General features: G+C 62.3%; 20 protein-coding genes. 16 read left to right on the forward strand and 4 right to left on the reverse strand.

From position 1 onward, the window contains the following. Positions 1 to 8 precede the first annotated feature (8 nt). The 6 genes from RIN49_RS04430 to RIN49_RS04455 are packed head-to-tail and all read left to right on the forward strand — an operon-like array spanning position 9 to position 7,009. Positions 9 to 1,418 (forward strand): chemotaxis protein CheW, encoded by a 1,410-nt coding sequence (locus tag RIN49_RS04430; protein ID WP_309118958.1) that lies wholly within the window; start codon positions 9 to 11, stop codon positions 1,416 to 1,418. 33 nt (positions 1,419 to 1,451) lie between these two features. Next, on the forward strand, positions 1,452 to 2,510 hold the full coding sequence (locus RIN49_RS04435) for a protein-glutamate methylesterase/protein-glutamine glutaminase (RefSeq protein ID WP_309118959.1): 1,059 nt from the start codon (positions 1,452 to 1,454) through the stop codon (positions 2,508 to 2,510). Beyond that, complete coding sequence (locus tag RIN49_RS04440; RefSeq protein ID WP_309118960.1) at positions 2,500 to 3,093, forward strand: HEAT repeat domain-containing protein; 594 nt, start codon at positions 2,500 to 2,502, stop codon at positions 3,091 to 3,093. Before RIN49_RS04435 ends, RIN49_RS04440 begins: the two co-directional genes overlap by 11 nt. Beyond that, positions 3,090 to 3,920, forward strand: coding sequence for a CheR family methyltransferase (locus RIN49_RS04445; protein WP_309118961.1), 831 nt, complete (start codon positions 3,090 to 3,092; stop codon positions 3,918 to 3,920). The genes RIN49_RS04440 and RIN49_RS04445 overlap by 4 nt, the downstream gene beginning before the upstream one ends. Positions 3,921 to 3,926: 6 nt before the next feature. Continuing rightward, positions 3,927 to 4,316: a response regulator gene (locus RIN49_RS04450; RefSeq protein ID WP_309118962.1), complete on the forward strand. Its 390-nt coding sequence runs from the start codon at positions 3,927 to 3,929 to the stop codon at positions 4,314 to 4,316. After that, the gene (locus RIN49_RS04455) at positions 4,313 to 7,009 is read left to right on the forward strand and encodes a chemotaxis protein CheA (RefSeq protein ID WP_309118963.1); all 2,697 of its coding nucleotides are present in this window, start codon (positions 4,313 to 4,315) and stop codon (positions 7,007 to 7,009) included. Before RIN49_RS04450 ends, RIN49_RS04455 begins: the two co-directional genes overlap by 4 nt. Before the next feature lie 518 nt (positions 7,010 to 7,527). On the opposite strand, the gene RIN49_RS04460 is transcribed toward RIN49_RS04455, so the two are convergent. Genes RIN49_RS04460 through RIN49_RS04470 form a run of 3 tightly spaced genes read right to left on the reverse strand, consistent with a single transcriptional unit; the run spans position 7,528 to position 9,511 of the window. Continuing rightward, entirely contained in the window at positions 7,528 to 8,220 is a 693-nt protein-coding gene (locus RIN49_RS04460) for an LrgB family protein (RefSeq protein ID WP_309118964.1), read from the reverse strand. Then, positions 8,217 to 8,555 carry a CidA/LrgA family protein gene (locus RIN49_RS04465; RefSeq protein ID WP_309118965.1) on the reverse strand — a complete coding sequence of 113 codons (339 nt, stop codon included), beginning with the start codon at positions 8,553 to 8,555 and terminating at the stop codon, positions 8,217 to 8,219. The genes RIN49_RS04460 and RIN49_RS04465 overlap by 4 nt, the downstream gene beginning before the upstream one ends. 56 nt (positions 8,556 to 8,611) lie before the next feature. After that, positions 8,612 to 9,511 carry a GNAT family N-acetyltransferase gene (locus tag RIN49_RS04470; protein WP_309118966.1) on the reverse strand — a complete coding sequence of 300 codons (900 nt, stop codon included), beginning with the start codon at positions 9,509 to 9,511 and terminating at the stop codon, positions 8,612 to 8,614. A 240-nt stretch (positions 9,512 to 9,751) separates the two neighbouring features. Here RIN49_RS04470 and RIN49_RS04475 point away from each other — a divergent pair, with 240 nt between their 5' ends. The 5 genes from RIN49_RS04475 to RIN49_RS04495 all read left to right on the forward strand — a co-directional run bounded on the left by RIN49_RS04475 (position 9,752) and on the right by RIN49_RS04495 (position 16,141). Next, complete coding sequence (locus RIN49_RS04475) at positions 9,752 to 10,423, forward strand: ABC transporter ATP-binding protein (protein ID WP_309118967.1); 672 nt, start codon at positions 9,752 to 9,754, stop codon at positions 10,421 to 10,423. After that, the gene (locus tag RIN49_RS04480) at positions 10,416 to 11,459 is read left to right on the forward strand and encodes an efflux RND transporter periplasmic adaptor subunit (protein WP_309118968.1); all 1,044 of its coding nucleotides are present in this window, start codon (positions 10,416 to 10,418) and stop codon (positions 11,457 to 11,459) included. The genes RIN49_RS04475 and RIN49_RS04480 overlap by 8 nt, the downstream gene beginning before the upstream one ends. A 24-nt stretch (positions 11,460 to 11,483) precedes the next feature. Further along, positions 11,484 to 14,378 carry an ABC transporter permease gene (locus tag RIN49_RS04485; RefSeq protein ID WP_309118969.1) on the forward strand — a complete coding sequence of 965 codons (2,895 nt, stop codon included), beginning with the start codon at positions 11,484 to 11,486 and terminating at the stop codon, positions 14,376 to 14,378. A gap of 3 nt (positions 14,379 to 14,381) precedes the next feature. Beyond that, a complete protein-coding gene (locus tag RIN49_RS04490; RefSeq protein WP_309118970.1) occupies positions 14,382 to 15,269 on the forward strand; it encodes an ABC transporter ATP-binding protein in 888 nt (295 codons plus the stop codon). Positions 15,270 to 15,469: 200 nt separating this feature from the next. Then, a complete protein-coding gene (locus RIN49_RS04495) occupies positions 15,470 to 16,141 on the forward strand; it encodes a hypothetical protein (protein WP_309118971.1) in 672 nt (223 codons plus the stop codon). Positions 16,142 to 16,205: 64 nt separating this feature from the next. Here the strand turns inward: RIN49_RS04495 and RIN49_RS04500 are convergent, their stop codons facing one another. Then, a complete protein-coding gene (locus RIN49_RS04500; RefSeq protein ID WP_309118972.1) occupies positions 16,206 to 16,655 on the reverse strand; it encodes a MarR family winged helix-turn-helix transcriptional regulator in 450 nt (149 codons plus the stop codon). 248 nt (positions 16,656 to 16,903) lie between these two features. Here RIN49_RS04500 and RIN49_RS04505 point away from each other — a divergent pair, with 248 nt between their 5' ends. The 5 genes from RIN49_RS04505 (at position 16,904) to RIN49_RS04525 (ending at position 23,857) form a co-directional block, all read left to right on the forward strand. Then, positions 16,904 to 18,682, forward strand: a complete 1,779-nt coding sequence (locus RIN49_RS04505; RefSeq protein WP_309118973.1) for a cache domain-containing sensor histidine kinase — start codon at positions 16,904 to 16,906, stop codon at positions 18,680 to 18,682. After that, positions 18,657 to 20,252: a response regulator transcription factor gene (locus RIN49_RS04510; RefSeq protein WP_309118974.1), complete on the forward strand. Its 1,596-nt coding sequence runs from the start codon at positions 18,657 to 18,659 to the stop codon at positions 20,250 to 20,252. The genes RIN49_RS04505 and RIN49_RS04510 overlap by 26 nt, the downstream gene beginning before the upstream one ends. Before the next feature lie 121 nt (positions 20,253 to 20,373). Beyond that, positions 20,374 to 21,942 (forward strand): ABC transporter substrate-binding protein, encoded by a 1,569-nt coding sequence (locus RIN49_RS04515; protein ID WP_309118975.1) that lies wholly within the window; start codon positions 20,374 to 20,376, stop codon positions 21,940 to 21,942. Between the two features lie 91 nt (positions 21,943 to 22,033). Then, positions 22,034 to 22,957 carry an ABC transporter permease gene (locus RIN49_RS04520; RefSeq protein WP_309118976.1) on the forward strand — a complete coding sequence of 308 codons (924 nt, stop codon included), beginning with the start codon at positions 22,034 to 22,036 and terminating at the stop codon, positions 22,955 to 22,957. A 15-nt stretch (positions 22,958 to 22,972) separates the two neighbouring features. After that, positions 22,973 to 23,857: a carbohydrate ABC transporter permease gene (locus RIN49_RS04525; protein ID WP_309118977.1), complete on the forward strand. Its 885-nt coding sequence runs from the start codon at positions 22,973 to 22,975 to the stop codon at positions 23,855 to 23,857. Positions 23,858 to 23,863 lie beyond the last annotated feature (6 nt).

Here is a 23,863-nt window from a genome sequence, read left to right on the forward strand (position 1 = left end):
GGGAGGCCATGATGGAGACGACATCGGTCAGACAGCTCGTGACGTTCGCGTTGGATGGAGACGTCTATGCGGTCGGCATCGAATCGGTTGCGTTCGTCGTCGCCGCGGGCGCCTCGACGCGGGTGCCGCACGCCGATTCGTTCATCGACGGGCTGACGAACGTTCGCGGCGCGCTCTTGCCCGTCGTGGACGGCGTCCGCTGGGCGAGCGGAGCGCCGCGCGTCTATGGGAAGGCAGGCAAGATCGTCGTGCTGCGGCAGCGGGCGAACGACGTCGGCCTCGCGGTCGACCGCATGCTGGGCGTCGCCGAGGCGCGCGAGCGGGAGATCGCTCCGCTGTCGTCGGGGGAAGCGGACATCTATGAAGGATTGTATATGCGGGAGGATACGGCGGTCCGCATCTTCCGCGTGCAGGCCTTATTCGACGCGCTGAAATCGCGCAAGCCCGCCGTCGCCGATTCGGCGCCTATGGCGACGAGCGTTCGCGCGCTCCGGTCCGGCGAGCGGGACGTCGAAGCGGCGCCGCAAGAACGCCGCATGCTCCGTTTCGAGACGAGCGGGGAACAGTACGGACTCGACATGGGCGGCGTGCGCGAAATCCTCCCGATGCCGGAGAAGCTCGTCGGCGTGCAGGGTCTGCCGCCGTACGCGATGGGCACGGGCGTATATCGGAACGGAACGGCGATGCCGATCGTTCATCTCGGCGCGTTGCTGCTCGCAGGCGCCGCCTCGAAGCCGCGGCGCGTCGTCTGCGCCGAGGTCGCGACGCCGAACGGCCGGCAGATCGTCGGCCTCGCCGTCGACTGGGTGCACGATTTGCAGGCGCCGCGGGCGGACGCCGCCGCTCGCTTCGCCCCGTCCTTGGAGTCGTACTCGGAGATGGTTCGGGGCGTCGCGTACGCCTCGTCGGGGACGCCGATGTTCGTCTTGGACGAGGAGCGGCTGCTCGGAGAGGGCGGCGCGTTATGCCGGCTGCTGCCTTCGCAGGCGGGCCGGCGCGCGTCCGCAGCCGAAGCGGCCGAGGAGGCGCCGGAGGGCGGCGCGCCGGACAGCTTATACGTATTCTTCCAGGCGTGCGGGCAGGAATACGGCATGCCGGCCGGCGACGTTAAGGAGGTGCGGCGATTGACGCGGTTAACGCCGGTTCCGCACGCGCCGGCCGGCATCGCCGGCGTGGCGAACGTGCGCGGCCGCATCTTGACGGTCGTCGGCGCGCAGGCCGCGCTGGAGCTGGGCGGCGCGCGGGAGCGGACGGCGCACCTCATCGTCGCGGAGAAGGACGGCGCCGAGCGCGGCATCGCCGTGCCCCGGGTGACGCGGGTCGTCCGCATCCCGCCGGACCAAACCAAGCAAGGCTTCTACCATTGCAGCCGCGACCGGAAGCTCGTTCCGCTGGTCGCTCCGTCTGCGTTCCGGTAGCGGTATACATCTTAGCGAATCAGGATGGTAACTATGGGCAACCGAATTAAAGTGCTGATCGTGGACGATTCCGCCTTGATGCGGCAGCAGCTTACGCTTCTGTTGTCCAAGCATCCCAGCATCGAAGTGATCGGCTCGGCGCGGGACGGCAGAGAAGGGGTCGAAAAGGCGATCCGCCTGCAGCCCGACGTCGTGACGATGGACATTCATATGCCGACGATGGACGGGATTACGGCGCTGCAATACGTAATGGAGATCGCGCCGCGCCCCGTCATCATCTTGTCGGCGTATTCCCGCAAGGGGGCGCTCGTAACGTTCGAGGCGCTCGAGCTGGGCGCGTTCGACTATGTGACGAAACCGGAGGTCATGGGCGCCGCGGAGATGGGGAAGACGGTCGACTTGCTCGTCGAGCGGATCGTCGCCGCCGCGTCCGGCTCGAGCCGGACGCGCAAGCGCCCGGACGACGAGTACGCGGAGGAAACGGGGGAGCGGGGGGAGCCGTTCCGGAAGGCGATCGCGATCGGCGCTTCCACGGGCGGCCCGAGAGCGGTGGAGGATATCGTCCGCCATCTGCCGGCGGACTTGCCGGCGCCCGTCTTCCTCGTGCAGCATATGCCGCCGCTGTTTACGAGCTCGTTCGCGGAGCGGCTGAACGAGAAGTACCCGATTCGAACGGTGGAGGGCGCGCATCGGATGCCCGTCGAGCCGGGCACCGTCTACGTCGCGCCCGGAGGCAAACATATGACGGTCGAGAAGGTGCTCGGCAAACCTCAATACCGCATCGCGGTCGGCGCTCTGCCGAAGGAGACGATATTCAAGCCTTCCGTGGACGTGACGATGATGTCGCTGCTCGAGCAGCTCCCCGCATCGAAGCTGATCGGGGTGCTGCTGACGGGCATCGGCTCGGACGGCGCGCAGGCGATGGTGGAAATCAAAAAGCGCGGGGGCTTCACGATCGCGGAAGCCGAGGAAACGGCGGTCGTATACGGCATGCCGCGGGCCGCGGCGGAGATGGGCGGCGCCAGCGTCGTCCTGCCGTATTCGCAGATCGGCAGGTTCATTGTGGGCGAGGTGATGAGGGATGGATCCTAAGCAATTTCGGTTTTACTGCCAGGCGGGCAACCTCGGCATGATTCGAGAGGTGCTGGCGGACTTGTCCGCGGCGAGTCGGGAGGAGTATTTGCGGAGCGTGCTTCAGCTGCCGCTTCGCTCCGACGTGCTGGAATACTTGGGCTCCGAGGTGACGCGCCTCTCCGGCGAACAGGGTACGGCGATTCTCATCGAGCTGTTGTATTCCGAAGAGGCCGCCGCTCGCAATCTGGCGATCGAGCTGTTTCCGGCGTTCGGCATCGCCTCGCTGCGAGTGCTGCAGTCGCATGCGTGCGACATGGACCCGGACGTTCGGCTGTTCGTCGTGCAAGCGATGCAGCAACTTCCTTATAAAGACGAGGTCGTGCGGACGCTCGCCAAGCAGCTGTCGGTGGAACGGGAACCGAACGTGCTGGTCGCCATCGTCGAAGCGATCGGGGATATGGGCGCGGGTCCGGCGGAAGCGGAGGCGATCGTCGGCGCGATGGAGGCTTACGATCATCCGTACGTCCGGTTCGTCGGCGAGCGGGCGCTGCTTCGCCTCGGTTGGGAGCGGCTTGCCGCGACCGGCGGAGAACGGTTATGAACGCGACCTTGTCGCTAGAACAGTTTCGTCGTCTGCGGGATTTCATCTATGAAAAGACAGGCATCTATTTTTCCGACAGCAAGCTGTACTTCATGGAGCGGCGGCTGTGCCAGCGAATGGAAGCACTCGACATCTACGATCTCAATATGTATTATTCCATGCTTCGCTACGAGAACAACGGCGGAGAGCTGCAGGCGTTCATCGAGCTGTTGACGGTGAACGAGACGTACTTTTTCCGAGAATTCAATCAACTGAAGTGCTTCGCCGAGGAAGTGCTGCCGGAGATCGTCCGCCGGGAGCGGGGGCCGTTGACGTTCTGGTCGGCCGGCTGCTCGACGGGGGAGGAGGCGTATACGCTCGCCATCATTCTCAGCGAGATGCTCGGTCCGGAAAATCTGGCCCGCTGCAAAATCGTCGCCACGGACATCGACAACAAGGTGCTGGCGTTCGCGCGGAAGGGCTGCTACGGCGACCGGTCGACGCGGCATCTGCCGGCGCCGTATTTGGAACGGTATTTCGAAAAGGGCGGGTTCGAGCTCCGCGTGAAGGACGAATTACGAAGCCTTGTGGAGTTTCGGCGAATGAATTTAATCGATCCCGACGAGATGCGCGAGATTCGGGATGTGGACGTCATTTTCTGTAGGAACGTATTAATCTATTTCGACGACCAGTCGAGGCGGCAAGTGGCGTTGGACTTCTACCAGTCCATCAAGGCGGGCGGGTACGTGTTCCTCGGACATTCGGAATCGATGAGCCGCATTACGTCGATCTTCCAGCTTTGCAGATTCCAAAATGCAATCATCTATCAAAAACAGCCGGCGAGGTGAAGCGGGATGGGACGAGGGAAAGTATTGATCGTGGAGGACTCCGCGGCGACCCGGGACTACTACAAGGAATATTTGCAGCGGCGCGGCTTCGCGGTCGACGAGGCGTATAACGGCCTGGAAGCGTTGGAAAAGTTCGCCGTCGGACGATACGACGCCGCGATCGTGGACATTAACATGCCGAAGATGGACGGCTATCAATTCATTCGGGAGCTTCGCGGCGGGGAACGCAGCTACACGATCCCGATCGCCGTCGTCTCGAGCGAAAGCAAGCCGTCCGACCAGCAGCTCGCGTATCAGGCCGGCGCCAACGCGTACCTCGTCAAGCCCGTGAAGCCGGATCGGCTCGAGGCGCTCATTCGGCTGTTCGGCATCGAACCGGAAGGAGCGGGCGTATGAGGGGGAATGTGAAGGCTTCGTTTTCGAGAGAGGCGGACGAGCTGCTGAACGCGATCGGCGATCATATTCTCGCGCTCGAGCGCCGGCCGGACGACAAGGAAAACGTCGACCACGTCTTTCGCGCGGCGCATACGCTGAAGGGCTCCGCGAATCTGTACGATTATAGCGGGATCGCGATCCTCACGCATCTGCTCGAGAGCGTGCTGGACGATCTGCGGAACGGGACGCGGGTCGCGGACGCGGCGCTGATCGATATTTTGCTCGAGAGCTTCGACCAAGTGCGGTCGCTGGCCGAGCGCATTCGGGACGGCGAGGACGATCCGCAGTCGGAGCCGGAGCTGCTGCATCGGCTCGGGCAATTCCTGTCGACCCGGGAGCGGGAGGAGCCTCGGGCGGCGCTGTTTTCCCAGCGGGCGACGGATTGGGCCGCGGCGGCGCGCGATTTCATGGAGGGGACGAAGGACGCGGACGCGTTCGCGCACTTCCTGCCGACGCTATCGGCCGCGGACGCCGCGGCGGCGCAGCTGAACCGGTATCAGGTCCGGCAGGCGAAGGCGGCCGCCGCGGAGCTCGCGGAGGCCGCGGGGCTGCGCTTCGACGATGCGAAGCTGACCGCGCTGCTCGAGAGCGTAGGGGCGAAGTTCGGCCGCATGTCCGAGAAGGCGCAAGGCCGGCCGGCGCTCCTCCTGTTCATGCAGTTCGTCGTCGTCTGCACGTTGCTTGAGGCTTACGCACGCAAGGCCGACGCGGCCTCGCCGCGTCCGCATTGGTGGTCCGACGTATGCGACGCGGTGCGCGGCGGCGCGGAATCGTGGGCGAACGGGACGGCGCCGGAGCGGTTCTCCGACGTCGTGTTGGACGTCTGGGAGCTGTGCAAGCCGCGCGAGGCGGCGAAGCAGGAGTTCGGCAGGCTGCTCGCGCCGGCGGCGTTCGAAAGCTCGTTGGAGGACCCGTTCGCGGGCGAGGAGGAGGGGCCGTCTTTGTCCGAAGCGCCGCCGCGTCGCCGGCCGGCGGCGGATGCCTCGCTCCCGGATCTTGCCCCGCTGGCCGGCAGGTTGGTCGTCGAGCAGCTGCATTTCTTGGCGCCGAAGGGCCGCCCGCTGATCGAGCGCTGGGAATTGGCCCGCGAGCTGCTTCGTCGGTGCGCCGAGGCGCTCAAGGACGACGGCCTGCTTGCGCTCGCCGCGATGCAAGCCCCGGATTTGACGGCGCTGAACGAACGGGCGAACCGGTATTTGGCCGGGCCGGCGAAGGCGGAGAAGGGGGCGGCATCGGCTGCGTCGGAGTCGGCGCCCGCCGCGGCTTCGGCTTCGCGCGCGGCGGACGTTATAGGGCGGAAGGCGCCGGAGGGAGGGCGCGCGGGTAAGGAAGCGGCGGCCTCCGCGCCGCCGCCGCCCGCGGCTTCGACGCCGGCGGCAGGCAAGGCGACGGCTTCGGCAACGGCATCCGCTTCGGCTCCGATGGACCCGGACCAAATCATCCGCGTGGAGACGGGGAAGGTCGAGCGGTTGATGGAGCTGATCGGCGAGCTGGCGGTCGCGCGGAACGCGTTCCCGTTCATGATCGGGAAGCTGCGTCGGCCGAACGACGCTGCGTCCGTCGCGGCCGAGCTCAAGGAGAAGTATGCCGTGCTCGACCGGATTACGCGGGATTTGCAGGACGCGATCGTCGACATTCGCATGCTGCCGGTATCGTTCGTGTTCAATAAATTTCATCGGTTCGTAAGGGATATGGCTCGTCAGTCCGGCAAGCGGATCCGGTTGGCGTTCGAGGGCGAAGAGACGACGCTCGACAAGACGTTGGTCGAAGCCATATCCGATCCGCTGATCCATCTGATCCGCAACGCCATCGATCACGGCATCGAACCGTCGGAGGAACGGTCGCGGGCCGGGAAGCCGGCGGAAGGGCTGCTCCGCATCTCCGCGTTCCGCGAGGGGAACCGCGTCGTGTTGGAAGTGTACGACGACGGCGCCGGCGTGGATACGGAGCGGATCGCCGACAAGCTGCGAGAGACGGGCGAATTGTCCGAGGACCGCATCGCCGCGATGACGCAGCAGGAGTTGGTCGCTTGCGTCTTCCGGACGGGCCTCTCCACGGCGGAAGAAGTGACAACGCTTTCGGGCCGGGGCGTCGGGATGGACGCCGTGAAGAAGGCGATCCGCCGGCTGCAAGGGGATGTCGGCATCCGCAGCGAGCGGGGCGCGGGCACGACGGTTCGCATCGAATTGCCGCTCACGCTGTCGATGACTCATATTCTCCAAGTGTCCGTCGGCGGCAGCGCGTACGGCATCCCGCTCGAGCAGATCGAGGAGACGCTGCGGATTTCCGCGGGCGACGTTCGGACGATGCAGGGCGAGCCGGTCGTCATTCTGCGGGATACGGTTTACCCGGTCGTGAATTTGCGGACGTACTTGTCGTTGCCGGAACCGGAAGACGGGAAGGGGGCGGCAACGGCCGAGAAGGCGGGGGACTCCTCCTCGTACCTCGTCATCCTCGGCAACGGCGTCGCGCTGCGCGTCGACGGACTCGCGGGACAGCAGGAGGTCGTGGTCAAGCCGCCGGAGGACTGCTTCAAGCATCTTTCGTATTTGGCCGGGGCGTCGATCCTCGGCGACGGTACGGTGCTGTTGATTTTGAACGGCAACGCGATCCGCTTCGAGCCGCGCAAAGAGACGGTCGAGGCGACAGGATAAACAGAGCGCCGCGATTCGGGAGAAGAAATCTCCCGATCGCGGCGCTTCGTTTTTTAGCGGGGGAGGGTGTTACTTTCTCCGCTCCTTCCCCTCGGGTTCCCTTCGCTCAGCTTGGGCGGTTGCGAAACGAAATGCACGACTGCAGGTATTCCACCGGAAATTAGCCGCTCCGAGCGAAATAACCGCAAAGATGCAGGCGTCTTGCCTGCATGTTCCGGAAATCGCCGAAAATAACTGCATGGTTGCAGGCATCCGGGTCGATTCGGCTGGTTTTTGAGAATATACCTGCATTCGTGCAGTTCAATCATGCAAGCGCGTTCGTTCGCGCGGTCCTCGCATACCGTTATCGCCTCCTTGACGTTACCGTCAACGACAACCGGCACTTCACGGCAATTCCGAACGTTTGCGCGGTCTTGGCCGAACGAAGGCAATTCGAGGAGAAGGAGCCGCGGAACAAACAAAACCCCGCCGGCCGGCGCAGCGCCGACAGCGGGGTGAACTCGCGGCTTACCCGCGGCTTACAGCAGCCAAGAGAGCGGCACCATGAGCAGCGAGATGACGATGCCCGCGATGCCCATCGCGAGTCCGGAGTAGCTGCCGGCCTCCTCGGAGTCGCGCAGCAGCCGCGACGTGCCGATGCCGTGCGCGGCGGTGCCGACGGCCAGGCCGAGCGGCACGTCGCCGTCGATGCGGAACAGGCGGAGCAGCGCGGGGCCGAACATGCTGCCGGCGATGCCGGTCAGCACGGTCAGCACGGCGGACAGCTCGCCGGGGCCGCCGAGGAAGCGGGCGAGCTCGATCGAAATCGCCGAGGTGGCCGACTTCGGCAGCGAGGCGATCAACAGGTCGCGGCTGCCGCCGAGCAGCGTGACGAGCAGCCAAGCGCTGCCGATGCCCGCCGCGCTGCCGACCGTCACGGAAGCGAGGATGAGCCCGAGCCGCCTCCGGATTTCGTTCCTCCGCTTATACAAAGGAACGGCCAACGCGACGGTGGCGGGTCCGAGGAAGAAGGACAGCAGGTCCCCGCCTTCGGAATACGTCGCGTAAGGAATGTCCGCCGCCAGCAGCAGCGCCATCAGGCCGCCCGACGTGACGATCAGCGGATGCAGCCAGGGCAGGCGGGCGTTCCAACGGAGCGATAAGACGTAGAGGCCGACGGTGACGGCGACGGCGAACGCCGGCGTCGACGCCCATTCCAAAAGCGCGGTCAACGCGTTCCCCCCGGCCACAGCTTCGCCGTCAAGGCGGTCAGGAGTATGACGATCGCCGGGCCGAGCAGGAGCGAAGCGACGATGGCTGCCCATTCCGTTCGGATAAGCGGAAGGAAGACGATCGTCCCGACGACGATCGGCGCGAAGAAGAGCATCATATGCTTCAGCAAGAAGGAAGCGGACGCCTCCACCCATTCGAGCTTCACCCATCCGAGGCCGAGCGCCGCGAGCAGCAGCAAGAGGCCGATGACGTTGCCGGGGAGCGGCACGCCGGCGAGCCGTTCGAGGGCGGTGCCCGCCAGGTGGAACAGAAGAAGGATCGCGATACCGCGCATGTCGAGCGTTGCCTCCTAGATACGTAACAAGTTGCCTTTTATTGTATCAAGGATGCTTAGAAGCGTAAACGCATATGCGCAAGGGCGTACTTGTCCTCGAAGCCGGCCGAGGCGAGCGCGGCGCGCAGCGCCGGCTGAGACGCCGGGGCGGCGAAGACGTTCCGGCGACCGGCCGAGCCGTCCGCGGCGGTCCCGGAGAAGACGGCGCCGAGCAGCCGTCGCGTCACGTCGACGGCCGCGTCGTCGGTCAGCGCAGGATCGACGGCGCATTGCAGCAGCGTCGTCGCCGCAGGAGAGCGCCGCCGAAGCGCGTATCCGACGGGGCGTCCGGCGGCGTCCTCGGCGACGAGCGCTTCGCCCGTCTTGGCGGATTGGCGCATCGTCTGCCACGGCGGCGTCTCCGTCGCGAACCGCAACCCTTCGAGCGCCGCCGCGGGACGCCGCTCGATTCGATAGGCCGCCTCGGAGGAGACCTCGGCCGAATCGAGGCCGAAATCGAGCGCCCCCGCCGCCTCCATCCCATAGAGCGTATCGAATCGCTCGTAGCCGAACCGGCGATACAGCCGGATGGCGCCTTCGTTCTGGACGAACGCCTCGAGCAGCGCGGCGCCGACGCCTTGCTCCCGGTACGTCTCCAGCGCCTTCTCGAGAAGGGCGGCTCCCACCCCGCGTCCGCGGAAGTCGGGATGCACCGCGGTGCCGCCGTTCCAGGCGATCCGCTCGCCGTCGACCGTCCGCACGGCGTTCAGCAGAAACCCGACCGGCGCCTCGCGCCCGTCCGCGAACGCGAGGAAGGACAACTCGGGATGCAGGTCTTCGTTGCCGAGCTTCGCGGCGGCGAAGGCGGGGACGTCCATCGCGATCGGTACGTAATAATCGGAGAAGCATTCGTTCCAAGCGGCGACGACGCGGGACAACGGGACGTCGGCCAACCGTTCCAGCCGGAGTTGGGTCATAAGGGCAGCCTCCTCTTGAATAAACAGTTCTATGATGATCGAACTCGTATCAAGTTAGTGGGAGCATATTCCATCCATCGTGGATTGTCAACGGTTTTTCTTCTCCGAATTCCGAGAAGTTTTTCGGTAAAAATCATCATTCCTCCCCGGACGGACAGCGTGTAGAATGAAGGGGACGGATCTATGTAAAGGTTTACACACTTACTCATCACATACCATGGCGGAGGGGATTCCCGTACTATGGGAGACATGATTCGCGCGCGGGGGGTTACGCGGGTGTTCGGGCGCGGCGGCGCGGCCGTGCATGCGCTGCGGGGCGTCGACCTGACGGTGCCCGCCGGCAAGCTGGTCGCGCTGCGAGGGCGGTCCGGCTCGGGCAAGACGACGCTCATCAATCTGCTCGGCACGCTCGACCGGCCGACGGACGGAATCATCGAGCTGGACGGCGTCGACACGACGCGGCTGACGGATCGACAGCGGGACGAAATGCGGCGGACTCGGATCGGGCTCATTTTCCAATCGTATGCGTTGGTTCCTTACATGTCGGGGCTGGAAAACGTAGAATTCGGCCTTCGGCTGTCGGGCGCGACGCCGTCGGCTTCCCGCGACCTCGCGGAGAAAGCGCTGTCATTGGTGGGGCTGAAAAAAAGGATGCACCATCGCCCCTTCGAGCTGTCCGGAGGCGAGCAGCAGCGCGTGGCCGTCGCCCGCGCGATCGCGCATCGGCCCAAGCTGGTGCTCGCGGACGAGCCGACCGCCGAGTTGGACAGCAGGACGGGGCTGTCGATCGTCGGCCTGTTCCGAGAGCTCGTAGAGAACGAAGGTCTTTCGATCGTCATGACGACGCACGACCCGGCGATGATGGAAATCGTCGATCATGTGTATGCATTGGAGGATGGAGTCATTGTTTAAACAGGGGGAACAGGGGAACGGGACGCGTCGGGCATGGAGGCTCCTGGCAGCGGGAACGGCGCTGGCCGTCGCCTTGAGCGGATGCTCGCTGCTGCCGAAGGAAGAGGAATCGCTGGCGCCCCCGCTCGTGAAGCCAAGCGAGGACAGCGTGCAGACGGCCGTCGCGAAGCGCGGGGAAATCGTGAAGTACGTGCGGGGCGTCGGCGCCTTCGAATCGACGGCGATCGTCTATCATGCGCTTAAGGAGCCGGGGGCGATCGTGGAATCGATGCAGGTGAAGGCGGGCGACGTCGTGAAGCGGGGCGACGTCCTCGTCCAGTTCCAGGTGGGCGATCTCGACTTGGCCGTGCAGGAGCAGGAGCTCGCGGTCATGTACGCGGAGCGGAGCTACCGGGAAGCGACGGCGTCGGGCGACGAGGAGATGATGGTCATTCGCCGGCTCGAGCTGAACATCGCGAAAACCCGGCTCGAGAAGACGCGTACGCGGCTCGCCAGCCTGCAGCTGACGGCGGAATCGGACGGCGTCGTCGTCTACGCGGAGAAGCTGGAGCGGAACGACAAGGTGGACGACGGGCGCACGCTCGTCTCCGTCGCCGACCCGTCGGAGCTGCGGCTGACGTACGAGGCGGCGAACCGTACGGCGCTCGCGGGCGTCAAGCCCGGCATGCCGGTCGAGATCGACTTCAAGGGAGCGTCGCTTACGGGTACGGTCGCGCAGACGCCGGATTCGGCGCCGGCGACGCTCAATCCGCAGTTGGCCGACATGTACTCCAGAACGCTGTACGTGACGCTCGACCGAATGCCGGAAGGGGCGGCGATGGGCGAGCTGGCCGACATCCGCATCGCGACGGAACGGAGCGCCGATACGATCATCATCCCGCGCGGCGCGCTTCGAAGCTACTTCGGCCGGACGTACGTCCAAGTCATTGAAGGAGAGAGCCGCAAGGAGTTCGACGTCGAGAAGGGCGTGGAGACGTCCACCGAGGTGGAAATCGTGAAAGGGCTGGACGAAGGGGCCGTCGTCATTTTGCAATAAGCCGAAGGTAGAGGGTGTAGACGAATGATACAGATGGTGCTTCGCAAAATGGCGAACAACCGGTGGCTGCAGCTGTGCCTGCTCGCCGGTTTGGTCGTGACCGTGGCGCTGGTCAGCAGCATTCCGGTTTATACCGATGCCGTGCTGCAGCGCATGCTGGTCAAGGATTTGGAGCTGCTGCAGACGGACGACAACGTCTATCCCGGTTCGCTCTGGTCTCGCGTATACGTAAGGGACGAAGACGACCCCGCGAAGGCGGTGCAGTCGATCGCCGCGATCGATGCGTATGCGACCGAAGCGGGCAAGCGGCTGCCCGTTCCCGTGCTGCACTACGTGCGGGAGCGGGAGAGCGTGCAGTTCGCCGCCGTACCGGCCGCCGAAGGCGGCGCGGACCCGACGGTCGATCGCTTCGCGAAACTCGGCGCCATCGAGGGGCTCGAGGAGAATGCGAAGCTGGTCGACGGACGCTGGCCGGACCCGGCCGCCGCGGCGAACGGCGTGTACGAAGCGGTCGTCTTCGGGAACGCGCTGAACAAGCTGCGCATGGTGCTCGGCAACGAGTTCCATATCATCCTTCGCAACCGACCGGGGCCCGCGACGGACGACGGCAAGCCGATCGTCGTGAAGGCGGTCGGCGTCGTCGAGCAGGCAAGCGAACGGGATCTGTTTATTTACGGCGGGAATGCGGCTCGCTACGACAATGTCTTCTTGCTCCCGTTCGACACGTACGTCGCGTCGTTCGGCGGCGCCGATCAACCGGTGCGTCCGCTGACGGCGACGTGGTATTACGCGGTCGACCATACGGAGCTCACGCTCGACAACGTGAGACAATACATGCGCGTCGGAGCGGATTTGGATCGGTTCATGACGCCGTTGTTCGAGACGCACGCGGTGAACAACGCCGCGGGCGCGACGATCGCCTCGTACTTCGATCGCGAGGAGCAGCTTCGGAAGCTGTTATGGGCGCTGAACGTCCCCGTGCTTATCATGCTCGGCGTCTTCCTGTTCATGGTATCGAATCTGCTCGTCAACCGGCAGAAGACGGAAATCTCCGTCCTGCGCAGCCGCGGCGCGAGCCGATGGCAGATCGTGCTGTCGTACGCGACGGAGGGCGTCATTCTCGGGGCGATCGCGCTGGCCGCCGGCCCGCCGCTGGCGCTCGGGCTGACGACGTGGCTCGGCGCGTCGAACGGCTTCCTTACGTTCGTGCAGCGCGCCGCGCTCGACGTCCGGCTCGACGCCGAGGTGTATCGATACGCGTTGTACGCGGTCGGCGCCTCGTTCCTGATGACGATGATCCCGGCGGCGATCGCCGCGCGCGCCACGATCGTCGAACGCAAGCGCGAGCAGTCTCGGGCGTCGAAGCGACCGCTCTGGCAGACGATCGGACTCGATCTGATCCTGATCGCCGTGTCGCTGTACGTCTACAGCGACTTCGAACGGCAGATGAGCCGCGCGGCGTCGCTCGGCGCCGCCGGGCAGCAGGTCGCCGTCGATCCGCTCCTCTTCTTCGTGCCCGCGCTGTTCATGGCCGGCTTCGGCTTGCTGCTGCTGCGCATCTACCCGTGGGGAATCCGGCTGCTGTATTGGAGCGGGCGGAAGTGGTGGCCGCCGTCGCTCTTTTCCATCCTGCTCGATATCGGCCGCGGCGGCGCACGCTACCATTACCTGATGATCTTCCTCGTCCTGACGGTCGGCATCGGGATGTACAGCGCCAGCGCCGCGCGAACGATGAACCAGAATTTGGAAGATTCGATTCGCTACGCGATCGGGGCGGATTTACGGCTGACGACGCGCTGGGAAAATAACGCCCCGCCGCCGACGATGGGCGGAGCGCCGGTCCCCCAAGCGGAGAGCGCCGACGAGGCGCCGACGATCGTCCAGTACATCGAGCCGCCGTTCGCTCCGTACGAGTCGCTCCCGGGCGTGGAGAGCGTCGCCAAAGTGTTCGTCAAGAAAGACGCCTTCATGGAGAGTCAGACGACGAACGGCGCGGTGCAGCTGTACGGCATCGAGACGGACCGGTTCGGGCGGACCGCTTGGTTCCGGAACGGGCTGCTGCAGCATCACTTCAACGAGTACTTGAACTTGATCGCGGAGACGCCGTCCGCCGTGCTCGTCTCGCGGACGCTTGCGGAGCAGCGCTCGGTCCGCGTGGGCGATACGCTCAGCGTGCGGTGGGGCAGCCGGGAGCCTGCGCTGTTCACCGTGTACGGCGTCGTCGATTATTTCCCGAGCTTCTCGCCGCTGCCGGAGAAGGACGCCCCCGTCATGACCGACGGCACGCCGGTCGCGCCGATGATGATCGTCGGCAACTTGTCGTATATCCAGAACCGGATCGCGCTCGAGCCGTACGAGGTATGGATGAAGCTGGAGCCGGACGTCTCCCGGCAAGAGGCGTTCGACGCCATTCGGGAGCGCGGCTTGCCGATCATGAACGCGGAAGATACGCGCGAGCGTCTCCTTCGGATGAAGAACGACCCGTACCAGCTGTCGATCAACGGCGTCATGACGCTCGGCTTCCTCATCTCCGTGCTGATCAGCTTTATCGGATTTTTGCTGTATTGGATCTTATCCATGCAAGGGCGGGCGATGCAGTTCGGCTTGTTCCGCGCGATCGGGATGTCGTTCCGCAGCCTGCTCGGCCTGCTGGCCGCGGAACAGCTGCTCACGACCGCCGCGGCGCTCGTCTTCGGCATCGGCACCGGGGTGCTCGCCTGCCGGTTGTTCGTGCCGATGTTCCGCCTCGCGTTCGAGCCGTCCGCGCAAGTGCCGCCGTTCCGCGTCTTGATCGAAGCGGGAGATATGATCGGACTCGGCGCGCTCGTCTCGATCATGATCCTGGCAGGCTTCGCGGCCCTCGGATGGATCGTGTCCCGCATCCAGATGCACCAAGCGCTGAAGCTCGGGGAGGACTGACCGATGATTGTGTGCGAGGATTTGGTGAAAATTTATAAGAGCGCCGATCTAGAGGTGTTCGCGCTTCAGGGACTCGACTTGCGCGTGGAGCAGGGGGAGCTGATGGCGATCATCGGCAACAGCGGCAGCGGCAAGTCGACGCTGCTGAACATGCTGGGCGGGCTGGATCGGCCGTCGGCGGGCAAGCTGACCGTGAACGGCGTCGACCTGCTGAAGTGCTCGGAGAAGGAGCTTATCCGCTATAAGCGGGAGAGCGTCGGCTTCGTCTGGCAGAACAACGCGCGCAACCTGATCCCGTATTTGACCGCGCTGCAGAACGTCGAGCTGCCGATGCTGCTGAAGGGCCGCAAGCGCCGGCTCCGCGCGCTCGAGCTGCTCGAGGCGGTCGGCCTCGGCCATCGGGTGAACAATAAGCTGCAGCAGCTGTCCGGCGGGGAGCAGCAGCGCGTGGCGATCGCCATCGCGCTCGCCAACGAGCCGCGGCTCGTGCTGGCGGACGAACCGACCGGCTCGGTGGACAGCAAGATGGCGGACCAAATTCTCGACCTGTTCCGCCTCGTCAACCGCGAGTACGGCGTCACGGTCGTCATCGTTACGCACGATCCGATGCTCGCGAAGAAGGTCGACCGCGTCGTCGCGATTCGGGACGGGAAGACGTCGTCGGAGATGATTCGCCGCACGAGCTATGCCGAAGAACTGGCGTCGCTGAAGGGCGAATCCGCGGCCGCCGCCGAAGAAGAGGCGACGCACGAGGAGTTCGCGGTCATGGACCGGGCGGGGCGACTTCAACTCCCGGAGGCCTATCTGGAGCAAGCCGGCTTGAAGTCGTCGCCCCGGGTGCGGGTGAAGATCCAGGACGGCGCGATCGTATTGACGCCGCCGGAGGAATGAGAACATTCGGATCGATCATCGAACACGACATGCATGGCGCGCCGATCGGCGCGCCATTTGCGTTGAACGGACGAATGTACCGGACATGGGTTTCCGGTGAAGAGTGGAAGTTGGAAGTCCTACATTCTTGTCCATGTCAAATAAAGTATCAATTACATAATATTGACAGTAGTTTAAAGAGAAAGGAAGGTGAAAACACTATGGCGAATAAAGTCAATTTCCACGTCGTCAACGAAAGCGGCGATAAGGGATGGGAGAGCCGGGTGACGTCCCCCGACGGGTCGGTCACCTTCGTGTTCGGTCCGGAGCTGCCTCCGTTAAACGACGGCAGCGTGCGGCTGTTTACCGGAACGAACGGAGACCAAGCGGCCGAAATTCGTTCCGACGGATATCACAAAACCCGGCTGGCGGACTTGACCGCGCTTCGGTATTGGACCTATGACGTACAGAACAACGGACAACAATGGCCTTATCTCATTCTCCAGCTCGATTGGAACGGTGACAATCAGGCGGATGACTTGATCTTCTTCGAACCCGCGTACCAAACTCCCGCGACGGGGAACCCCGCTTTGCCGGATCAAGGATCTCCGATGCTGAACGCCTGGCAGCAGTGGAATGCGCTGGTCGGAGGATGGTGGTCGGAGAACGGCATCGCCGGGGCCACCCCCGGAACGGGCGTGAAGTCGCTGAGCGCATATTTGGCCGCCCGACCGAACGCGCGGATCGTCAACTCCCCCAACGGGCTGGGCGGCGTTCGTCTGGTTCACGGCTTCGCCGGCGCAGCGGATACGTTCGACGGCAACGTCGACGCCGTGACGATCGGCGTACAGGGGAAAAGCTCCATTTACGACTTCGAACCCCCGACCGATTGACCCGAACGGCAAAAAGAACGCCGCCCCGAACGGGGCGACGTTCTTTCATGCGCGCATCTCGCCATTACAACAGCCGGTCGGCCTCGATGCCGAGCTTCTTCAGCAGCTCGATCGTCTGCAGCTTCTCGTCCTCGGACAAGCCGGATACCGCGCGGTGCAGCGCCGAGGCGTGCTTCGGGAAGATCGACTCCATCAGCCGATTCCCCTCTTCGGTCACTTCCGCGTACGTGACGCGGCGGTCCTCGGCGCAGTTGCGTCGCCGGACGTAACCCGCCTTCTCCAGCTTATCGACCGTATACGTGACGCCGCCGCTCAGGATCAGCAGCCGGGAGCCGATCTGTTGGAGCGGAATCGGACCTTTATGATACAGCAGCTCCAATACGGCGAATTCCGTAGGATTCAGGCCGTACGTTTTGATATCTCGAGTAGAGTGCTCGGAGACGCTGCGGAACGCGCGATTGAGCACGCGGAACAACCGGAGCGACCGCTCGTACTGTTGATCCATCTCGTCCATGCACAATCCCCCTCCGGATGAACCGTTTACATACCATCATAGGTAACAACCGCCCCCGCGTCAAATGGAAAAGGCGGTAAATCCGCCTGACGTCGGCGATGCAAAAAAGTCGTGAAAGTGCAAACGAGTCGTCGGCATCGGCATAGACCGGCCCGCAGATGTGAAGTACTTTGAAGAGATAGGCTGCTGCAAAGCGCACATCCGAGGTATATTGTTGGGAAACGACTTCGACGACCGGGGGTACCCTCATGCGCAAACGAAAACGATCCATCCCTTGGAATTCCATACCGGTAAAGCTGGTGCTTGGCCTTCTCGCGATTACGGTCCCCTTGATCGCCTTGCTCCTCTACAACAATCATTACAGCGTGAACGTGATTCATAACCAGGTGGCCGCGACGAACAAGAGTCTGATCTCCATTCATATGAAACAAATCGACGACCAGCTGTCCGAAGTCGAGCGTCATCTGCTTGGGCTGACGTACTCGGACTCGAACTTGTTGGCGATGGGGAAGCATGTGCCGGCGGACGATTATGTCATGGCCAAGAGCAGCGTGTCGCGCATGCTCTCTTCCGATCTGATCGTCTATCCGTATATCGACGGCTTCTTCGTCTATTCGATCCCGAGACGCGACATGATGGAAGTGTTCAAGCAAGCGATGGGATACGAGCAGTTGATGAGCTTAAGGCAAACTTTGGAGCGCCTAATGGACGAATCCCCGGAGGGGCCGGTGCAGAAGGAGTGGACGGTTCAACCGTCGAACGGGGAAACCTATATCGTTCGGTTGTTTCGAACCGACGACGTCTATATCGGCGCTTGGGCGAGGGCGAAGACGGTGCTCGCTCCTTTGCGGGAGATGAGCCTAGGCAAGACGGGCGCGGTGCTGCTGGTGGACGGGGCGGGACGAACGTTAGGCAGCACGCAGCCGTTGGCGGACGAAGCGATCGACTTCGCCCGAGGATTTCAAACCTATTATTTGTCCGGCCGTCACGAGGATTACCTGGTCGTCGGCGAAACGTCGAGCAAAGGGGAGTTCAGTCTGGCGGCCGCGATTCCGGACAAGCAGATGCTCGAAAACCTCCCGTATTTGGCGAACGCGGCGAAAGTCGTCGTCGGGATGGCGATTCTGATGCTGGCGCTCAGCATGTGGTTTCTGCGCAAGGTCCTCTTGCTGCCGCTTCGGAAGCTGATGGTCACGATGCGTCTGATCGGGGAAGGGAACTGGACTCTTCAGATCGAGGAGTCGCCCGCGTCCGACGAATTCCAATTGGTCAATCGAACGTTCAATCGAATGATCTCTCGCATCGAGGAGCTGAAAATCAATGTGTACGAAGAGCAGCTCAGCAAGCAGCGAGCCGAGCTCAAGCAGCTGCAGTTGCAAATCAACCCGCACTTCTTCATGAATTCGCTGAATATTTTGTTCCACCTGGCTCAGGGGAAGCAGTATCAGCTCATTCAAGAGATGACGCTGTGTCTCGTTCATTATTTTCGCTATATGTTTCAAAACGATCGGCCGCTGGTCCTGCTGAAGGACGAGCTTCAGCATGTGAGGAATTATTTGCGCATCCAACAGCTGCGTCTGCCGAACCGATTGAGCTGGGACATTCGCGTTCCGGATTATTTGGCGGAGACGCCGATCCCGCCGGCGATGCTGCAAACGTTCGTCGAAAATACGATGAAGCACGGCGTTCGGGCGACCGGTTCGACCGTCCTGACCGTGGAAGCGTCGTTAGACACGCTGGCGGAAGCGCCGACGGTGTGCATCTCCGTTCGCGACAACGGCAAGGGCTTCTCGGACGAGGCGCTGGAAGCGATTCGGGGCGGCAAGCCGTTGCTCGACGAGACGGGCGAGCATATCGGACTGTGGAATGCGCGCGAACGTCTTCGGCTGCAATTCGGAGACAAGGCGTGGTTGGAATGCTACAACGACGATCCGCAGGGGGCGGTAACGGAGCTGTACGTTCCATTGCAACAACATCCGGAACACGAGGAGTGGACGAACGGTGTGCCATCTATTAATCGTCGATGACGAGCCGATCGCGGTCGAAGGGCTGAAATCCGGCGTAACGTGGTCCGACATCGGGATTACCGGCTTGTTTACCGCCTACGGACCCGACGAAGCGAAGGAGCGGTTTCGAACCGAACGCATCGATATTTTGTTATGCGATATCGAGATGCCGCAGGGCACCGGATTGGAATTGCTGGCATGGGTGCGAGAGCATTATCCGCGGACGGAGACGATCTTCCTGACCTGCCACGCCGACTTCCGCTATGCCAAGCAGGCCATGCAGCTGGGGAGCCTCGATTACTTGTTGAAGCCGATCCCGTTCCAAGAGCTGAGAGAAGCTGTGAAAAAGGCGATGCGCAAGCTCGATCAAGACGATCGCTTGAACGAGTTCAGCCAATACGGGAAATATTGGGTGGAGCATCAGCCGCTGATCGTCGAGCGATTTTGGCTGGACATCGTAAATCAGACGATTCCGGGCCATGCGAAGGCGGTCAAGAAAGAAGCGGAGGCACGGCATATCCCTTACGCTTCCGAGATGACCTTCCTCCCCGTGCTGATCCGAGTTCGCCGATGGGATTCGTCGGTATCGCTGCGGGACGAGAAAATATTGGAGTACGCGATAAGGAAATCGGCGGAGGAGCTGCTGCTGAACGATCGGGCGGACGGATTGCTCGTGACGCTCGGCGGCGGTTTTCTGCTCGCGCTGGCGAGCGGCGCGTCCGCCGTCGCGGCGGAAGACAACGTACGCGCCGCCTGCGGCCGGTTCGTCGAAGCTTGCCGTTCCTACTTCTACGCGGATGCGGCCTGTTACGTCGGGAGGCCGGTTCCCGGGCACGACATGGCTGCCGCATACAACGAGCTCCGAAGGTTGGATTCGAACAATGTAGCCTACGATCAAGGGGTATTCTCGCTGCAGGAGCCGCCGGCGTCGAAGGGCGGTCAGGCGCCGCCGGATACGAGCCTGTGGTCCGTGTTGCTGGAGGAAGGGAAGACGGCGCAGCTATTGAAGGCGGCGGAGGAATACATTCGTTCGTTGACCGCCGCGGGCCGAATGGACCCGGAGACGCTGGGGCAGTTCGTTCAAGACGTACAGCAGATGGTTTATTATGCGCTTCAGGTGAAAGGGATTCAGGCGAGGCGATTGTTCGGCGACCGGGATTCCTCGCAGCTGCTCTCGGCGTCGACGCGATCGGCCACCGACGCGTTGGCCTGGATTCGGCATATCGTCGCCGAGTCCGTGTCGTTGTTGTCCTCGTACGATCGGCTGCAAAGCGTCGTCGAGAAAGCGAAGACCTATATCCGCGATCATCTTCACGAGGAGCTGTCGCGCGAGGATATCGCGAACCATGTGTATTTGAACCCGGATTATCTGACGCGGGTGTTCAAGAAAGAAACCGGGCTGTCGATCTCGGATTACGTGCTGCATCAACGCCTGGACTTAGCCGCCGGCCTGCTGGCGAACACGGACCTGTCCGTCGGCGCGATCGCGGCGAAGATCGGGTATTCGAATTTTTCTCATTTCTCCCGCATTTTCAAGAAGTACATGGGGGTCAACCCGGCGGAATACCGGAGCAAGCGCCGATCGGAATGAGCGCCGATAGTCGGCAAAGTGCATAAGAGAGGTCGTCATCGGGGCAGAGCCGGCCGTCCCCGCCGCCGTACAATACAAACAAGCAGGGCAATCTTTCACATACAGCGGGGGGATTTCGAAGATGAAGAGAACGACGAAAGCGATGATGTGCTTGCTGTTATGCTTCATGCTGGTCGTAACGGCATGCGGCGGCGGGGGCGGTGGCGACGAAGCCGGCAACGAAGCCGGCGGCGAGTCTGCGCCGAGCGGCGAGGAAGCTGCAAGCGGCGAACCTTCGAAGGAGCAAGCCGTCGGGGAAATCGTGGAGCTGACCGTCGCGTTCCCGGTCGTCACCGCCGATCAACAAGGACTGCAGCTCGTCGAGGAAGCGATGAACGCCATTACGGAAGCGAAGATCGGAGCTCGCGTCGACTTTATGCCGATCAACGCAGGCGAGTGGCTGCAGCAGACGAATTTGCTGTTCAGCTCGAACGGGAAGCTGGATTTGACGTATGTCCACGGCGGCATGTACAGCAACATGGTCGCGAGAGGCATGCTCGCTCCGCTGGACGACTTGATCGGCCAATACGGCGGCGGCATCGCGTCTTCGATGGACGCGAAATATTTGCAGGCGACCAAGATCGGCGGGAAGATGTACAGCGTGCCCTCTCACCGCGATATGGCGGGAAGCTACGGCCTGGTCATGCGCAAGGATCTCGCGGACAAGCACGGCATCGATCCGAACGCGCTTCATTCGCTGGAGGACGTCGCCGCCGCGCTTCAGAAGATCAAAGACGGCGAGCCGGATGTCGTGCCCCTCGTACCGGGCGCGGCGGGACAGTCGTTCCGGGACAGCTACCTCTTCTTCGATCCGCTGGGCGACAACATGGGCGTCCTGCCGAATTACGACAACGGCCTGAAGGTCGCCAACCTGTTCGAGATGCCGGAATACCAGAGCTTCGTCGGGACGATCCGCGATTGGTACACGAAGGGGTATATTCTCAAGGATGCGGCGACCAACAAAATCAACACCTTCGAGTTGATTCGCTCCGGCAAAGCGTTCGCCTATCTCGCCATGCAGAAGCCGGGCTTCGCGGCGCAAGAATCGAAAGCGTCCGGCACGGAGCTGGTGACGGCCGAGCTGCTGCCGCCGTACACGACGACGAGCAACGTCACGGCCGCGATGTGGGGCATTCCCGTGCAATCCGAGCTGAAGGACAAGGCGATGCAGTTCCTCAACCTAATGTACGAGGATCCGGAGATCGTCAATCTGTTCAGCTGGGGCGTCGAAGGTACGCATTATGTGAAGGCCGAAGGCGCCGCCGAGCATATCATCGCGTATCCGGAAGGCAAGGATGCGTCGTCCGTCGGGTATAACAGCTTAGCCTGGATGTTCGGGGACCAGTTCAAAGCGTATGTGCTGGCAACGGGCGATCCGGACATTTGGAAGAAGACGGCGGAGTTTAACCGGACCGCCAAGCCGTCGAAAGCGCTAGGGTTCTTATTCGACTCGTCGGCCGTCAAGACGGAATATGCCGCCGTGTCGAACGTCATCACCCAATATAAGCTGCCGCTGGAAACCGGCAGCGTCGATCCGGAGAAAATGCTGCCCGAATTCGTCGAGAAGCTGAAAGCGGCGGGCATCGACAAAATTATCGCCGAGAAACAGAAGCAGTTGGACGAATGGGCGAGAGTGAACGCCGCGCAGTAGCCATGGGATGACCGTCGCCGCCCGACCAGTCGCAGATTGGTCGGGCTTATTATTCCGGCTGTCGACGAAGAGAGGGGAGCGCCTGATACGCATGCAAACACACCGGAAAAGCAGAAACCTACGCCGATATATCCCTCTGTACATGATGACGATCCCGGGGCTCGTTTATTTGCTGATTAACAATTACTTGCCTATGCTCGGACTTTCGATCGCGTTCAAGGACATGAACTACGCCTTGGGCGTCTGGGGCAGCGATTGGGTCGGGTTTCGAAACTTCGAATATTTGTTCCGAACGAGCGACGCCTACGTCATTACGAGAAATACGCTGCTTTACAATGCCGCGTTCATCGCGCTCGGCCTGAGCGTCGCCATGGCGATCGCGATTCTATTGAATGAAATCCGAAACCGTCTGGCGCATCGATTCTATCAAAGCGTGATCATCCTGCCTCATATGATTTCGATCATCCTCGTCAGTTATCTCGTATACGCGTTGCTAAGCCCCGAGACGGGCTTCTTGAACAAGACCGTTCTGCCGATGCTCGGCATCGAACCGATCTCTTGGTATTTGGAGCCGGCGTATTGGCCTTATATCCTTACGCTCGTGCACATTTGGAAGGGAGCGGGCTATTCCTGCATCATCTTCCTGGCCGCCATCATCGGGATCGACCGCGAGTATTACGAGGCGGCCAAGATCGACGGCGCTTCCAAGTGGATGCAAATTCGAAGCATCACGCTCCCGATGATCATGCCGATCACGATCATGCTGACGCTGCTCGCCATCGGGCGGATCTTCTATTCCGACTTCGGTTTATTCTATCAAGTGCCTATGAATTCCGGACCGCTGTACGAAACGACGAACGTCATCGATACCTACGTGTTCCGAGGCCTGATGCAGCTCGGCGACGTCGGCATGTCGGCCGCCGCAGGATTCTATCAATCGGTGGTCGGGTTCGTCCTCGTCGTCGCGTCGAACGCCATCGTACGGAAAATCGACAAAGACAGCGCTTTGTATTGATCGGGAGGGATTATATTGACCAAAGAATATTTCGGCTGGAGGCTGACGGCGCATCTCGCGCTCGGCGGATTCGCGATCTCTTGCCTCTTGCCGTTCCTGTTGCTGTTCGCGGCGTCCGTCACGGACGACAGCGCCATCGTCGCGCATGGATACACCTTCTTCCCGGAGAAATTCAGTCTAGGCGCCTACGAATATCTATACCAGCATTCCGCATTGATATTCCGAGCGTACGGCGTCACGATTCTAGTTACAGTCGTAGGTACGATCGCAAGCTTAGCGATGACTTCGATGCTGGCGTACCCGTTGTCCCGCAAAGATTTGCCAGGCGGTCCGGCGTTGTCGTTCATCGTGTTTTTCACCTTGCTGTTCAACGGCGGGCTGGTGCCGACTTATATGGTGTATACGCAAGTGCTCGATATCCGCGACACGCTCTGGGCGCAGCTCGTTCCATGGCTGCTCATGAACGGCTTTAACGTGCTCCTGATGCGGGCCTTCTTCGTCAACTCCGTGCCGACGGCGGTCATCGAATCCGCGAGCATCGACCGCGCCGGAGAATGGACGATCTATTCCCGAATCGTGCTGCCGCTGTCGCTGCCGATTCTGGCGACGATCGGCTTGTTCCAAGCGCTCGCGTTCTGGAACGATTGGAACAACGGATTGGTGTTTATTCATAATCCGGAGCTGTTGAACCTGCAAAACTTGTTGAACCGGATCATGAGCAACATCGAGTTTCTAACGATGAACAGCAACTTGGGCACCGGCGAGACGATCGCCCAGCTGCCTAGGGAGACGTTCCGCATGGCGATCGCCGTGATCGGCATCGTTCCGGTGATTCTGGTGTATCCGTTCTTCCAAAGATACTTCGTCAAAGGATTGACGATCGGCGCCGTGAAAGGCTGATCCGTT

The organism is Paenibacillus sp. (genome assembly GCF_031177825.1).
Lineage (GTDB): Bacteria > Bacillota > Bacilli > Paenibacillales > YIM-B00363 > Paenibacillus_AE.

Coding starts and splice junctions, on each gene's coding strand:
- RIN49_RS04440 (WP_309118960.1), top strand. CDS start 2,500: ATGGATCCTAAGCAATTTCGGTTTTACTGCCAGGCGGGCAACCTCGGC.
- RIN49_RS04490 (WP_309118970.1), top strand. CDS start 14,382: ATGATTGTGTGCGAGGATTTGGTGAAAATTTATAAGAGCGCCGATCTA.
- RIN49_RS04495 (WP_309118971.1), top strand. CDS start 15,470: ATGGCGAATAAAGTCAATTTCCACGTCGTCAACGAAAGCGGCGATAAG.
- RIN49_RS04430 (WP_309118958.1), top strand. CDS start 9: ATGATGGAGACGACATCGGTCAGACAGCTCGTGACGTTCGCGTTGGAT.
- RIN49_RS04470 (WP_309118966.1), bottom strand. CDS start 9,511: ATGACCCAACTCCGGCTGGAACGGTTGGCCGACGTCCCGTTGTCCCGC.
- RIN49_RS04485 (WP_309118969.1), top strand. CDS start 11,484: ATGATACAGATGGTGCTTCGCAAAATGGCGAACAACCGGTGGCTGCAG.
- RIN49_RS04465 (WP_309118965.1), bottom strand. CDS start 8,555: ATGCGCGGTATCGCGATCCTTCTTCTGTTCCACCTGGCGGGCACCGCC.
- RIN49_RS04505 (WP_309118973.1), top strand. CDS start 16,904: ATGCGCAAACGAAAACGATCCATCCCTTGGAATTCCATACCGGTAAAG.
- RIN49_RS04450 (WP_309118962.1), top strand. CDS start 3,927: ATGGGACGAGGGAAAGTATTGATCGTGGAGGACTCCGCGGCGACCCGG.
- RIN49_RS04500 (WP_309118972.1), bottom strand. CDS start 16,655: ATGGACGAGATGGATCAACAGTACGAGCGGTCGCTCCGGTTGTTCCGC.
- RIN49_RS04455 (WP_309118963.1), top strand. CDS start 4,313: ATGAGGGGGAATGTGAAGGCTTCGTTTTCGAGAGAGGCGGACGAGCTG.
- RIN49_RS04520 (WP_309118976.1), top strand. CDS start 22,034: ATGCAAACACACCGGAAAAGCAGAAACCTACGCCGATATATCCCTCTG.
- RIN49_RS04475 (WP_309118967.1), top strand. CDS start 9,752: ATGGGAGACATGATTCGCGCGCGGGGGGTTACGCGGGTGTTCGGGCGC.
- RIN49_RS04445 (WP_309118961.1), top strand. CDS start 3,090: ATGAACGCGACCTTGTCGCTAGAACAGTTTCGTCGTCTGCGGGATTTC.
- RIN49_RS04435 (WP_309118959.1), top strand. CDS start 1,452: ATGGGCAACCGAATTAAAGTGCTGATCGTGGACGATTCCGCCTTGATG.
- RIN49_RS04515 (WP_309118975.1), top strand. CDS start 20,374: ATGAAGAGAACGACGAAAGCGATGATGTGCTTGCTGTTATGCTTCATG.